Raw genomic sequence first — 12,687 nt, 5'->3', positions numbered from 1 at the left:
CGCCGGACCAGGTGTCCGGCGCACCGGACGGCCGGCGGACGCTGGGCGGATCGGCCCGCAGCCGGGCGTGCCGCTCGCCGACGGTGCGGTCCACCGAGCCGTCCACGCCGTCCAGCGCGACGGCCATCCGGTCCGGCCGCAGGCTCCCGGCGGTGGCGAGCGCGGCCTGCGGGTCCTGGGCGGAGACGTCGGGCGGGGCGGGTTCCTCCGCGCGCTCGGCCGGGGCCGCGCCCGCGGCGCCCCCGGTCCCGCAGGCGCCGCCGCCGGCCCCGCCGGCCCCGTCCGGCTCCGCCTCGGTGGTGGGCTGCTGGGGGCCCGCGCAGGCGCCGCCGCCGGACTCCAGGGAGGCGTCCGGGGCGGGCCCGGCGCCGGGTCCGGCCGGCGCGTCGGCCTGCTCGGCGGCCGGACCGGGGGCGGCCGCCGAGGGTTCGGCGTCGGGTGCGGTGCCGGGCGCGCTGTCGGGAGCGGCTCCGGTCGCCACGCCGGGCGCGCTGTCCGGGCCGTCGCCGCCGACCGGGCCCGGTGCGGTGGGGGCGGCCGTGCGCTCGGGTTCGGGTTCGGGTTCGGGTTCGGCGGGTTCGGCGGTGGTGGGCCCGGAGGAGGACGCGGGCTCGGCCTCGCGCGGCTCCGCCGCGGGCGCCTCCGGTTGTTCCTCCTGCTCCGGCCGCTCCGGCCGCTCCTGAGGCGACTCCGGGGCGGCGGGTCCGGCGGCGCGGGCCGGGGCCTGGAACGGATCGGGACCGATCTCCTGTGCGACCGGCCGTTCCGGCCGGAGGCCGGGTTCCTCCCGGTCCTCGGCGTCCGGGTCCTCGGCGTCCGGGGGCTCCGCGGCCCGGGGGGCCGTTCCGGGCGGGGCCGCCGGCTCCGCGTCGCCGTCCGGGCCGTTCCCGCGCTCGCCCTCGACCCGGTCGGCCCTGGTCGCGGGAGGCTCGGGGAGCGCCGGTGCCCCGGCGCTCCCGGCGGGCGGGCCGTCCGCCGACGGCGAGGTCCGGTCGAGCGTCGGGACGGCGGACAGATCGGGGTCCGAGGACGGCAGGAAGTCCCCCGGCCGCAGCTCCTGGTCCCCGGCGGTCGGCTCCGGCGGCCGGTCCCGGTCCGCTCCGGGGGTGTCGTGGACCTCGGCGTCCGCGCCGGGCTCCAGGCCCAACGGCCGCTCCTCGTCCCGGACGCCGTCCTGCTGCCGGTCGCCCTCCAGCAGGCCGTGCTGTGCCAGCGGGCTGTCCGGGGCCTGGGCGATCGCCTCCAGCCGCCCGGGCTCGGCCGGCGCGGGCTGCTGCGGCGGCACGGCGGCCGGTTCCCGGGGCGTCGTCCCGTCCGAGGGCTGGGCCGCGGCGTCCGGCGGCCCGGCATCGGCCGCGCCGGTGGCGGGTCCCGCCACCGGCGGAGCGGTCCCGTCGGCCGGGGCGGGCTCCTCCGGCACCGCGCCGGGGGCCGCCCCGGTGGCGTCCGGGGCGGCCGTGCTCTCCTCGGGCGGTGCAGGCCGGGTCTCCTCCTGCTCCTGCTCCTGGGCCTGGGCCTTCTCCTGGGCCTGCTCCTGGTTCTCCTGCCGGTCCTGGTCCTGGTCCTGGTGCGCCGGGTGGTCCTCGTCGCCCGTCGCGCCGTCCTGCTCCGGGCTCCGGCCGGGCCGCCCCTGCGCGCCGTCGGGCCGGTCGCTCTCCTGGGCAGGTTCTCCGTTCTCCTCCGGCTCCTGCCCGGTCGCCGGGCCGGTGCCCTCGGTGACCGGCGCGGGCGTCCGCGCGCTGTCCTGGTCGGCCGGGCGGTGCTCGGCCGCCTCGACCAGCTCCAGCAACCGGGTGTGGTCCGAGGAGGGCAGCCGGTCCGCCAGTCGGGCGAGCACGGAGGCCTGCAACTCCGGGGCGAAGCGCGCGAGCTGGAGGCGGACCCGGCCCGACGCGTCGGTCGGGTCGCCGCGCAGCGAGCGCAGGATGCCGGCCGCCAGCCGGTCCACCAGGGTGGCCGGGTCGAGCCGCTCGGTGCGGAACCGGTCGGCGTCGACCGTGGCGTAGCGGAGCCAGCCCGGCGTGGCACCCGGCGTCGCGGGTGCCGGCCCCTCGCCGCGCGCACCGTGCTCAGCCTCCCGCTCGGCCGCGTCCTGCGCCAGGCTGACCGCGCCCAGGTCGCGCCCGGCCCGCAGCGCACCGAGCGGATGCGGGGCCTGGACGGTGTGCAGCAGTTCATGGGCGAGCAGCCGCCGGCCGTCCTCGGCGGTCGGCCGGTACTTGCCCTCGCCGAAGAAGAGGTCCGGGCCGACGGCGACGGCGTCCGCGCCGAGCAGTTCGGCCAGCGCGGCGGAGTCCCGGTCGGTGTGCACCCGGACCCGGCCGAGGTCGTGCCCGAGCCGGGCCTCCAACTCCCGCCGCAGGCCCGGGTCGAGCGGCTGGCCGGCACCGGAGACGATCTCCCTCGGCTCGGGCGTGCGGGCCCTCGGCGCGCGCGTCCTGCGCCGGGCCGCGCCCGGCTCGGTGCCCGGTGTGCTGCCCGGTGTGCTGCCGGGCGCGGAGTCCCGCACGGCGGTGGTCCGGGTCATCGCCGCCCCCGTTCCGCCGGCCGGCCGCCACCGGACAGCCCGGTGTGCACGGCGCGGGCGAGCGCCTCGCCGAGCCTTCGCGGTGACGCGCCCGCCGGCAGCGGCGGCAGCCCGGAGAGCCGCTCCAGCACGCGGTCGCCGCCGGCCGCGAGCGGCACGCCCCGCGTCTCGACCAGGCGGGTCAGTTCGCTCCGGAACGCCTCCGCCACCCGGTCCCGGTCGACGTGCGCGAAGCCGTCCAGGACCAGCTCGCCGATCTCCACCTCGATCCGCCCGGCCCTGCTCGGCCCGGCGTCCCCCGGCCCGCGCCCGGGCGCCCCGGTCAGATCCATCCGCCCACCTCCGAGGGTGTCAGCGAGCGCTCCAGCTTCCGGTACTCGGTGTGCGCGGCCGCCAGCAGGTGCCGCATCTGCACCGGGCAGTCCTCGTCGGCGGCCTGGAACGCGGCGGACAGCGCGATGTTGCGGATGGAGCCGCCGGCCACCGTGAGCTGGGCCAGCCGCTCCGGGTCGAGGCCCTGACTGGGGGTCCGGCCGGGGATGACCCGCCGCCAGATCTCCGCGCGCTCGGGCACCCCGGGGAAGGGGAAGTCGACCACGAACCTGATCCGTCGCATGAAGGCCGGGTCCAGCGCCTTCTTCATGTTGGTGGTGAGCACCGCCAGGCCCCGGTAGGCCTCCATCCGCATCAGCAGGTAGCTGACCTCAAGGTTGGCGTAGCGGTCGTGGCTGTCCCGGATCTCGCTGCGCTTGCCGAACAGCGCGTCGGCCTCGTCGAACAGCAGCAGCGCGCCGCCGCGTTCGGCCGCGTCGAAGACCCGGCGGAGGTTCTTCTCGGTCTCGCCGATGTACTTGCTGACGACCTGGGAGAGGTCGATCACGAAGAGGTCGACGCCGAGCTGTCCGGCGACGACCTCGGCCGCCAGCGTCTTCCCGGTGCCCGACCCGCCGGCGAACAGCGCGGTGACGCCGAGGCCCCGGCGCAGCACCGACTCGAAGCCCCACTCCTGGTAGACCGTGCCGCGCCGGCGGACGTGGGCGACGATCTCGCGCAGCGTCGCGCGCTGGCGCTCCTCCAGCACCAGGTCCTCCCAGCCGGCCCGGGGTTCGACCCGCCGGCCCAGCTCGTCCAGGGACATCCGGGCCTCCGCCAGCCCGGCGTGCCAGGCGAGCGCGGTGATGTCCCGGGCGGTCCCGGTGCCCTCCCCAGCGACGCCGGCCTCCGGCCCGGTCGTCGGTCCGGCTCCCCGGTCGGTCGCGGGCCCGGCTTCCCGGCCGGCCGGGGACGCGGCCTCCCGCCGGGCCGTCGCGGCGGCCGAGCGGATCAGATGGCCGGGAAGCGAGAACTGCGCGGCCAGCGCGCGGAGTCCGCCGTCGGTGACGCCCGGCGCGCCGTCCAGTGCCGCGGCCCAGACCGCCAGCTGGTCCTCGGGGCCCAGCGGGGGGACGGTCACCCGGGTGCGGTCCGGGGCGCCGGCGGGCGGGGGCTCGTCGCCGGACACGACCAGCGGCACCGCCAGGCTCGCGAGGAAGGCCTCCGCGCCGTGGCGGGCGTGCGGTCGCTCCCCGGCCGGCTCGCCGGCCTCGACCAGCAGCGCGGCCGGGATCAGGATCGCCTCCCGCTGCCAGAGCCGGGCGAGCCGCTCGCGTTCGGCGGGCCCGGTGGGCAGGTCGTCCCGGTGCACGGCGTAGAGGCCGAGCCCGGCGCGGTCGGCCGCCGCCGCCGCGACCTCCCAGCGGGTGCGGCGGTCGGCACCGGTCAGTTCGGTGTGCGGCGGACCGGCCGGCTCGGCCGCGGTCCAGACCCGGGCCAGCCGGGCCGCGCACCGCTCGTGCGGGTCGGGCAGCCCGCCGGGCGGCCCGACCCGGGTGAGCAGACCGTGCAGCCGGACGTCCAGGTACGGCACGCCGACCAGGAAGTGCAGCACCCGCTCGTCGATCCGCAGCCGGGAGGCGGTGAGCGCCGTCTCGTCCTCGGGCTCGACCAGCCGGAACCGGCGCAGCGGCCCCACCGGGGCGAGCGCGCTCCAGTGCGGCCGCTCCAGCGCGGCGAGGGCGAGCGAGAACGTCGGGTGGGCGCGCCCGGGATCGCCGGCCGCCGCCGCGCACCGGGCGTCGGCGGTGGGGTCGATCGCGGGCGCGGCGGCCAGCACCAGGACCTCGCGTTCGAACGGGGTGAGCCCGAAGGAGGCGGTGACCACGTCCAGGGCGGTGACGGGCGGCCGCTGCCCGGGCAACTCGGGCGGCTCGGGCGCGGACGGTCCGGGTGCGGGCGGTCCGGACGTCGGCGGGGCGGCCGCCGGACGGCCGCTCCGGACGGCCACGTGCGCGTCGACGCGGGCGAGCACGGCGGCGACCGCGGCCGCCAGTGACCGCAGGTGCGGCTCGTCCGCCGGACCGTCGGGGCCCTGCCCCCGGAGCGTGCTCATCCCGCCTCCCCTCTCGCGCTCAGTCCGTGAGGTCCACGACCGGGCCGCCGAACGACCCGTCGCCGGACACCGTCAACTCGCTCGGCACACCGTCCACCTGCACCCGGGCCAGGTACACCGCCGCCCGTACGCCGACGACCGGCACCCGGACCTCGAACGGGTCGGGGCGCGGCCGCGGCGGCCCGGGCATGCGGAACCGGTGGCTCGCCCCGGGGCGCCCTTCCGGCGGCCGCAACTCGTCGAGCAGCAGCAGGACCTCCTGGTCGTCGCGGAGCGGGAGGTCGAGCCGGACGTCCAGCCGGGCCGAGACGCCGGCCGGTCCCTCCCGGCGGTCCGCCGTGCCGATCGGGAGGAGGATCCGCGGCTGCCGGGCGAAGGTGCGCGCGGCGGACTCCACGGCGAGGTGCTCGGCGGCGGGCCGGCCGTCCAGCGCCAGCCCGTGCAGCACCCTGACCCGGTGCACGCCGGGCGGCAGGTCCTCCGGCACGGCGACCACCAGGCGGTCGTCCAGGACCGCGTCCGGACCGAGCGTCACCCGCCGCTCGCCCAGCCCGGTCACGGTCAGCCCGGCGACGACCAGGTCCGCGCGCAGGCCGGAGCCCTCCAGGACCAGCTCCCGGTCCTTGGTCACCGGGCCCTCCTCGGGGGTGTCCGGGGATCCGGCCGGCCGGGAGAGCACCCGTTCGACCACCGGCCCGCGGGACGGCACCGCCCGCACGGTGCGGCGCAGCACCGGCTTGCCGGCCGCCGGGTCGGTCCTGCCCTCCACGAGGACGGCGGTGGCCTGGTAGGCGACGGACAGCGCGTACGGCGTCTGGAACAGCGTGGTCCACAGCTTGGACAGCTCGTCGACGTCCATGGTGGCGGGCGTGAAGCGCACCCGCTGGGGCGAGGCGGCCAGGTCCGTCCCGAGCAGGTACGGCTGGGCGGCGGCCTCCTCGATCAGCTGCCGGGACAGGGCCGGCTGCTCGGTGAGCGCCCGGACCACGCAGCCGAGCAGCCGCTGGCCGACCAGCTGGGACTCCTCGCCGTAGCAGCTGATCAGGTAGTGCAGGTCGAGGGCGGCGGTCGGGCGGGTCAGCACGGTGCCGTCGGCGGTCCGGGTGGGCGCGTCGCGGTTGCGCAGCGCGGCGTTGGGAGTGACCTGGTAGAGGAAGACGGTGATGGTCGGGTCGGCCGGCGGGTCGGTCGGCGGCTTGCGGGTGCCGACCTCGACGGCGAACGGGATGTCCGGCGAGAGCGCGCGGACGATCAGCAGCCGCAGCGCCTCGCTCACGGTCGCGATCGCGAGGTGATTGCTCATCGGCCCGCCCGTTCGGTCATGACGGCTCCCGGTCGAGGTAGGTGTCCAGGGCGAGGGCCGGGGCCGGCCGGGCCGCGGCCCGGCCGCGCTGCCCGGCCGGGGCACGTTCGGCGGCCCTGACCTCGACCCGTCCGATCTGCACCCGCACCACCCGCTCGGCCGGCCGCCGCCGACGGTTCGCGGTTCCGGACGCGGACCCGGTCCCGGGGGAGCGGCCCGGGGCGGCGGCGGTGCCGGCCCGTCGCCCGGCCGTCGGTGCCGCGGCGGGGTGGGCCGCCGCGGGCGGTGCGCCGGTGGCCGGCCCGGACCCGGCCGTCCGGGCCCGCCCGGCGGTGGGCACCGTGGGGGCCGGGAGGGCCGCCGCGGGCGGCGGCAGCGGGGCGGCGGCGGGAGCGGGGAGGGCGGGTGCGGTCGGCGGTGCGACCAGCAGCGGGGTGCGCGGCAGGGGGAGGACGGGTGCGTCGGCCGCCGGGCGGCCGACGGCGGGGGGCCGCAACCCTCCGCGGGGCGCCGTCGGACGCGGTGCGGTCACCGGCGGGCGGAGCGGCGCGGAGACGGTCCGTCCCTCCGGCGGGCCCGGCACGGTGGTCTCCCCGCCGGGGGCGGGGCGGGTGCCGCCTCCGGGCGCGCCGGTCCGCTCGAACGGCCCCGGCAGGCGCGGGCGCACCCGGACCGCGGCCCGGTCCGGGGCCGGGTCGGCCTTCGCCACCAGGCGGTCGAAGTGGTCAGGCATCGGCACACAGCTCCAGGTAGTGGCGGCGGCGCAGCGGGCTGAGCGCCAGGACCTCGGGCTCGCTCCACCCGTAGGCGGCGGCCAGCAGATGGACGTCGAGCAGGGTGGCCCGGGCCCAGTCGTCCAGCTCCTCCCAGAGGTAGGAGGCGATGTCCAGCTCGGCGAGGGAGGGCCGGCCGCATCCGGGGCAGCTGAGGTTCAGCCGGACGTCCGAGCACGGGTCGGCGGCGGCCGCGGCCTCGGCCATCCGCCGCTGGACCGGTTCGGGGAGCTGCCGGGCGGTGACCGGCTCCCCGCCGTGCTCGGCGGTCAGCACGCACCGTTCCAGCAGGACGGCCCGGGCCTCGTCCGCCGGGGCCTGCTCGGCGGCGGCCAGGTCGGCCGGGGTGACCGGCCGGAAGCCGACCCGCCAGCCGTCCAGCTCCACCCGCAGCGGTCCGTCCGACGGCGGCCCGGCTCCGGTGGACGACCCGGACCCCTCCGGCGTCCCCGGCACTGCCGGCTGCCCGGTACCGGAGGGCAGGTCGGCGCCGGAGGGCAGGTCGACGCCGAGCAACTGCCCGGCGTCGAAGGCGAACTCCATCTCCTCCGGGCAGCCCGGGCAGCCGACCCGCACGGTGAGCCGATCGCCGAACAACGCGGCCCGCAGGCCGAACAGTTCGGCGTCCCGCTCGCCGAGCGGCACGGCGAGCAGCTCCTCCGCCCCCGCGCCCGGCCGGGCGACGGTGTGCAGCAGGAGGGCCCGCCCGGTGCGGCCGGCCGTCAGCCCGGCCTCCCAGGTGGCCAGGAGCTCGCCCGGTCCGATGAGGTGCGCCCCGGTGCGATCCATCGGTCGCCGCTCAGGCCGGCTGCTGGAACGACGGCTCTTCCGGTTCGGGCGTCTCCTCGTCCCGTTCCCAGCCCTCCACTTCGAGCTTGAGGCTCTGGATCGCCACCGCGTTGGCGTTGGCGTCGAGTTCGCCGAGCACCTGGTACTCGCTCGGCCAGGCGCGGTACAGCTTGTGGGCGACCGCCACCTGACCGGCCTCGTTGAGCACCTGGATCACCAGGTCCTTGCGGAAGTCCCGCAGCGAGACCTCCGCCCCCCGGCCCGCGCCGACCGTCCAGACCTTGTTGGCCCAGCGGTCGAACTCCGGGTCGTGGGTGACCCCGCGTTCCAGGGTGACCGCCTCGAAGTCGGTGCGGCCCGGAGACTTGCGCGGCGCGCTCGGATCGCCCCCGCTGCGGTGCTTCACCACCTCGGTGGTGCGCTTGAGCGGGCTGATCTTGCTGATCCCGGCGACGACCCGGCCGTCCCAGACGACCAGGAACTTGAAGTTCTTGTACGGATCGAACCGGTGCGGATTGACGGTGAACTCGACCATGGGATCCTAAACCTCGAACTGTCCGGCGAGCTGCTCGATCTTGACGATCACGAATTCCGCGGGTTTGAGCGGCGCGAATCCGACCACGACGTTCACCACGCCGCGATTGATGTCGTCCTGCGTGGTGGTGTCCTTGTCGCACTTCACGAAATAGGCCGAGCGGGCGGACGTGCCCTGGAACGCGCCCTGCCGGAACAGCGAGTGCAGGAACGCGCCCACGTTCAGCCTGATCTGCGCCCAGAGCCGCTCGTCGTTCGGCTCGAACACGACCCACTGGGTGCCGCGGTAGAGGCTCTCCTCCAGCATCAGCGCGAGCCGCCGCACCGGGACGTACTTCCACTGCGAGCCGAGCGCGTCGGCGCCCGCCATCGTCCGGGCGCCCCACACCACCGGACCCACCACCGGGAAGGTCCGCAGGCAGTTCACCGCGAACGGGTTCAGCAGGCCGTTCTCCCGGTCCGTCAGCGGGACGGTCAGCGCGCGCACCCCGGGCAGGCCGGCCTCGGTGCCCGCGGGCGCCTTCCAGACGCCGCGCTGGGCGTCGGTGCGCGCCATCACCCCGGCGACGGTGCCCGAGGGCGGGAAGGCGCGCAGCCGGCCGGTGAGCGGGTCGACCAGCTCCAGGTGCGGGAAGTACAGCGCCGCGTGGTCGCTGCGCACCGAGTCGAAGGCGGACAGACCCGCCCGGGCGGCGTCGAGCGTCGTCCACGCCTGCGGCGAGTCGACGATCAGGAACATCCGCTTCTCCGCGCAGAGCGCCTGGGCGGCGGAGACGACGGTGACGGCGTCGTCCAGACTGGCGTAGCCGGCCAGTTCCGGCAGGACCAGCAGGTTGACGTCCTGCACGTCGCGCAGGGCCTGGATGCCGGTCTTGCCGGCCTCGCTGCCGATCAGGTCGGTCAGGCCGGGCGCCGCGCCGTCCTGGCCGCCGGTGAGCGCCAGCACCGGCGGGCCGACCGAGCCCTCCAGGCCGAGGTTGTTGGCCGCCTCGCCGAGGAAGCGGACCACGTCGGCCGGGTCGGTGGAGCCCGCGACGACCTGGAGCCGGCGGCCGAAGACGCTCACCCGGGTGCCCGCGAACGCCCGCCTGCCGGGGGCGTCGGGCAGGGCGCGGAGCTTGCGCTCCAGCAGCAGGGCGAGCTCGGGGACGGTGGCCGGCGCGGGGCCGTCCGCCGCCGGATCGTGGATCGTGAGGGTGCGCGAGACGTCGCCGATCTTCACCTGGATCTCGTGGGTGAGGTCCGGCAGTGTGGCCGCGAACGGCTTGGAGACGGTGCCCACCGGGTCCGGCCGGCTCTCCGCCAGGACCTTCACCCGGACCACCGCCGAGCCGCCGTTCACCACCGCCTCGGCGAACCGGGGGGAGGCGGCCCGCACCGACAGGTCCGCGAAGGACTCCCGTACGGCGCCGGAGGTGTCGAAGACCTGGAGGTTGAAGGTCTCGGCCGGCGTGGGCGTCCGGTAGTCCACGGCGATCCGCAGTGCCGCGCCCCAGAGCCCGGGTTCGACGGCGGTCACCTCCAGGGCCGGGGTGGCGGTGGAGGTCTGGGTCGAGGTGAGGGTGACGCCCGCGGCGGTGCCGGTGCCGGCCGCCGCGACGCGCACCACGACCCCGATCGATCCGCCGTTGAGGAAGAACTGCTGGACGGCGTAGCTGACCGGGCTCTGGCCCGCGAGCCCGCCGAAGCGGCGTTCGAAGTCGGCGAAGCTGGTGACGGTGACGGGCTGGTCGAGCGGACCGCGCCGGGTGGCCCCGATGAAGGCGGTCACCGAGGTGCTCACCGCGGTGACGGTTCGGACGCCGCTGGGCAGCTCTTCGATGTAGACGCCCGGGTAGGTCGGTGTCGTCGGCAAATCCCCCTCCGTTCACTCGTGCCGCCCGATTCGTGCACCGAGGAATCCGAAAGTCGACGGATTCCGGTCGCGGTCGGGCCGCGATCTCCTGGCGAATTGACGGCAGGCTCAGTTTCAGTGCGCGGTGGCAATTCGTCAAGGCTTTTATGGGGGATTGGAATTGTATTACTGGCGCATTATTCGGGGTTGCGGAATGGGGAACTCCGCAACCCCTGGGACGGATGTCCGGTGCGGCCGGTCAGCCGCCCTCGGGCAGGTTCCGGTCGTCGGGCCGGGGCACCGCGACGGGGCCGGCCGGCGCGGGGGCGGGGGCGGGCCGCCCGGACGAGGGTCCGGGCGAGGGCGAGGGCGAGGGTGCGGGTGAGGGCGCGGGTACGGGCTGTTCCGGCCCGGGCGCAGGGGCGGGCCCGGGAACGGGAGCCGGCCCGGGCTGCGGGTAGGACGGCGGCCGGGCGGCCCCCAGGAACCAGCCCCAGCGCGCGCCGAACCGGTGCTCCAGGTACCGGAACGCCGCGTAGTAGACCGTGCCGAAGCCGGTGACCAGGGCGGAGGTGACGGAGGCGTCGTCCAGGCGGATGCCGAGCCGCGCGGCCTCCACCACGAGGAACGCCACGACGAAGGGCACGCAGGTGCGCCACAGGGAGAGGGTGAGCTGATACATCGGTCCTCCTCGGCCGGCCTCGGCCGACGACCGCGGAAGCCGTGCGCCGCGCCGGGCCCGGTCGGCGAGTAGATGCCGGACATGCCGTCGGCGTGGTGCCCGCCGCACCCGCCGTGCACACATCGTCCGCGTACGTGACGGCGCCCGGGCCCGTGCCCGGCGCCCCCTGCGCCCGCCGCGGCGCGCCGTCGCCCCGGCGCGCGGACCGGCGTGCGGGATCGAGCAGCGGGAGCGCGCCGCCGTCGAGCGCGGCCGGGGTCGTCCGGCGGCGGGGGGCCGCGGGGAGGCCCCGGCCGCCGTCGAGCGGTCGGCAGCGGTCGGCGGGGGCTGTCGGACGCGTCGACCGCTCGCGGACACGTCGACCGCTCGTCGTCGAACGATCCTTCGGTGCCGGGCTCCCGGGAGCGGCGCGGTCCTGGTTCGGGTCCCTGGCGGGACCGGAACGCGCGTCCCCGGTGCCGCTTCCGCCGGATCGGTGACGCTGTTAGCGTGCCGTCCATGATCAAGGGCAACCTGGCGGGCCGCATGGGCCGCATGGGCCGCATGGCGGGGGACAGCGGGCCGGAGCGCGTGCTGGTCGCCGCCAGTTTCGCCAACCGGGTCGGCAACGGTCTGTTCAACGCGGCGTCGGCGCTCTACTTCACCCTGGTCGTGGGCCTGCCGGCGGCGCAGGTCGGCGCCGCGCTCACCGTCGCCGGAGTGATCGGTCTGTTCGCGGGGGTTCCGGGCGGGCACCTCGCGGACCGGCGAGGGGCCCGCCCGGTCATGATGGCGGCCCTGGCGGTCCAGGCCGTGTCGATGGCGGCCCTCGTCCTCGTGGAGAGCTGGGCCGCGCTCACGGTCGTCGCGACGGTCGACCAGATCGCCGCGGGGGCCGGCGGGGCGGCGTGGGGCGCGCTGGTGGTCCGGGTCGGGGGTGAGCGACCGGCCGTGTTCCGGGCGAAGCTGCGCACCTTCGTCAACCTCGGTGTCGTGCTGGGAACGGTGGGTGCCGGGCTGGCACTGGCCGCGGACACCCGCGGCGCCTACGTCGTCCTGATCCTCGGCAACGCGGCGAGCTTCGCCCTGTGCGCGGTGCTTCTGCTCCTGCTGCCCCGCTATCCGGTCCTGGAGGCGCCGCCGCGACGGCGGCGCTGGCCCGTCGTCGCGGATCGTCCCTTCCTCGCGTTCACCGCCCTCTACGGGGCCATGGGACTGCAGTACCCCGTGGTGTCGCTGCTCCTGCCGATCTGGATCTCCGGGCACACCGAGGCGCCGCGCTGGACGGTGGCCGCGCTGTTCGCCGTCAACTCCCTGTTCTGTGTGCTGATGCAGACCGGGATCGGCTCGCGCATCGAGAGCCTGCACGACGGCGGCCTGGCGTTCCGCACGGCGGGACTGCTCTTCCTCGTCAGCTGCCCGATGATGGCACTCGCGGCGTACACCCCTGTCTGGGCGGCGGCCGGGCTGGTCCTGGCCGCGGTCTTCGTCCACAGTCTGGGAGAGGTCTGGGAGTCGTCGGCGGCCTTCGCCCTGGGCTTCGGCCTCGCCCCCGACCACGCACAGGGGCAGTACCAGGGCGTCTTCGGTCTCGGTTTCAGCGCGGGCCAGGCTCTCGCCCCCGCGATCCTCACCACGGTGGTGCTCGGTCTCGGGGCCACGGGCTGGCTGCTCCTGGCGGTGCTGTTCGCGGCACTGGGCGCCGTCGGTCCGTCCCTTGCCCGCTGGGGTGCGCGGACCCGACCGCAACCGGCCGTCGCCGCGGAGGCGACGGGATGACCGCGGGTCGGGTGCCGTGACCCGGGGCCGCCGCCCGGTCGGCCCGCGCCGCCCGGAGC

At 77.1% G+C, this 12,687-nt stretch carries 10 protein-coding genes; 1 reads left to right on the top strand and 9 read right to left on the bottom strand.

Going from position 1 to position 12,687, the window contains the following annotated elements; genetic code table 11:
• The 9 genes from ACFCX4_RS27775 to ACFCX4_RS27735 all read right to left on the bottom strand — a co-directional run.
• On the bottom strand, window positions 1-2,527 hold a 2,527-nt coding region (locus tag ACFCX4_RS27775), incomplete at its 3' end, for a DUF4157 domain-containing protein (RefSeq protein ID WP_376147915.1).
• Window positions 2,524-2,859 (bottom strand): hypothetical protein, encoded by a 336-nt coding sequence (locus tag ACFCX4_RS27770; protein WP_376147912.1) that lies wholly within the window; start codon window positions 2,857-2,859, stop codon window positions 2,524-2,526. The genes ACFCX4_RS27770 and ACFCX4_RS27775, both read right to left, overlap by 4 nt.
• Window positions 2,850-4,955, bottom strand: coding sequence for an ATP-binding protein (locus ACFCX4_RS27765; RefSeq protein ID WP_376147909.1), 2,106 nt, complete (start codon window positions 4,953-4,955; stop codon window positions 2,850-2,852). The genes ACFCX4_RS27770 and ACFCX4_RS27765 overlap by 10 nt, the downstream gene beginning before the upstream one ends.
• A 19-nt stretch (window positions 4,956-4,974) precedes the next feature.
• Entirely contained in the window at window positions 4,975-6,258 is a 1,284-nt protein-coding gene (locus ACFCX4_RS27760) for a DUF4255 domain-containing protein (protein ID WP_376147907.1), read from the bottom strand.
• A 16-nt stretch (window positions 6,259-6,274) separates the two neighbouring features.
• Window positions 6,275-6,991, bottom strand: coding sequence for a hypothetical protein (locus tag ACFCX4_RS27755; RefSeq protein ID WP_376147905.1), 717 nt, complete (start codon window positions 6,989-6,991; stop codon window positions 6,275-6,277).
• Entirely contained in the window at window positions 6,984-7,820 is an 837-nt protein-coding gene (locus ACFCX4_RS27750) for a hypothetical protein (RefSeq protein WP_376147902.1), read from the bottom strand. Before ACFCX4_RS27750 ends, ACFCX4_RS27755 begins: the two co-directional genes overlap by 8 nt.
• Before the next feature lie 10 nt (window positions 7,821-7,830).
• A complete protein-coding gene (locus tag ACFCX4_RS27745) occupies window positions 7,831-8,355 on the bottom strand; it encodes a phage tail protein (RefSeq protein ID WP_376147899.1) in 525 nt (174 codons plus the stop codon).
• A gap of 6 nt (window positions 8,356-8,361) precedes the next feature.
• Window positions 8,362-10,209, bottom strand: a complete 1,848-nt coding sequence (locus ACFCX4_RS27740) for a phage tail sheath family protein (RefSeq protein ID WP_376147896.1) — start codon at window positions 10,207-10,209, stop codon at window positions 8,362-8,364.
• A 238-nt stretch (window positions 10,210-10,447) separates the two neighbouring features.
• Window positions 10,448-10,870 (bottom strand): hypothetical protein, encoded by a 423-nt coding sequence (locus tag ACFCX4_RS27735; protein WP_376147894.1) that lies wholly within the window; start codon window positions 10,868-10,870, stop codon window positions 10,448-10,450.
• Between the two features lie 498 nt (window positions 10,871-11,368).
• Between ACFCX4_RS27735 and ACFCX4_RS27730 the strand changes: the two genes are divergently transcribed.
• Complete coding sequence (locus ACFCX4_RS27730; protein ID WP_376147891.1) at window positions 11,369-12,628, top strand: MFS transporter; 1,260 nt, start codon at window positions 11,369-11,371, stop codon at window positions 12,626-12,628.
• The last annotated feature ends 59 nt before the right edge of the window (window positions 12,629-12,687 follow it).

Origin of the sequence: Kitasatospora sp. NPDC056327, assembly GCF_042261735.1 — a bacterium.
GTDB lineage: Bacteria > Actinomycetota > Actinomycetes > Streptomycetales > Streptomycetaceae > Kitasatospora.
Note: the sequence above shows the minus strand (reverse complement) of the source record. Positions and strands in the feature narration are given on the sequence as shown.

What these genes read in the sequence shown, in the direction of transcription:
- ACFCX4_RS27730 (WP_376147891.1), top strand. Translation starts at nt 11,369, where the DNA reads ATGATCAAGGGCAACCTGGCGGGCCGCATGGGCCGCATGGGCCGCATG.
- ACFCX4_RS27770 (WP_376147912.1), bottom strand. Translation starts at nt 2,859, where the DNA reads ATGGATCTGACCGGGGCGCCCGGGCGCGGGCCGGGGGACGCCGGGCCG.
- ACFCX4_RS27765 (WP_376147909.1), bottom strand. Translation starts at nt 4,955, where the DNA reads ATGAGCACGCTCCGGGGGCAGGGCCCCGACGGTCCGGCGGACGAGCCG.
- ACFCX4_RS27755 (WP_376147905.1), bottom strand. Translation starts at nt 6,991, where the DNA reads ATGCCTGACCACTTCGACCGCCTGGTGGCGAAGGCCGACCCGGCCCCG.
- ACFCX4_RS27745 (WP_376147899.1), bottom strand. Translation starts at nt 8,355, where the DNA reads ATGGTCGAGTTCACCGTCAATCCGCACCGGTTCGATCCGTACAAGAAC.
- ACFCX4_RS27735 (WP_376147894.1), bottom strand. Translation starts at nt 10,870, where the DNA reads ATGTATCAGCTCACCCTCTCCCTGTGGCGCACCTGCGTGCCCTTCGTC.
- ACFCX4_RS27750 (WP_376147902.1), bottom strand. Translation starts at nt 7,820, where the DNA reads ATGGATCGCACCGGGGCGCACCTCATCGGACCGGGCGAGCTCCTGGCC.
- ACFCX4_RS27760 (WP_376147907.1), bottom strand. Translation starts at nt 6,258, where the DNA reads ATGAGCAATCACCTCGCGATCGCGACCGTGAGCGAGGCGCTGCGGCTG.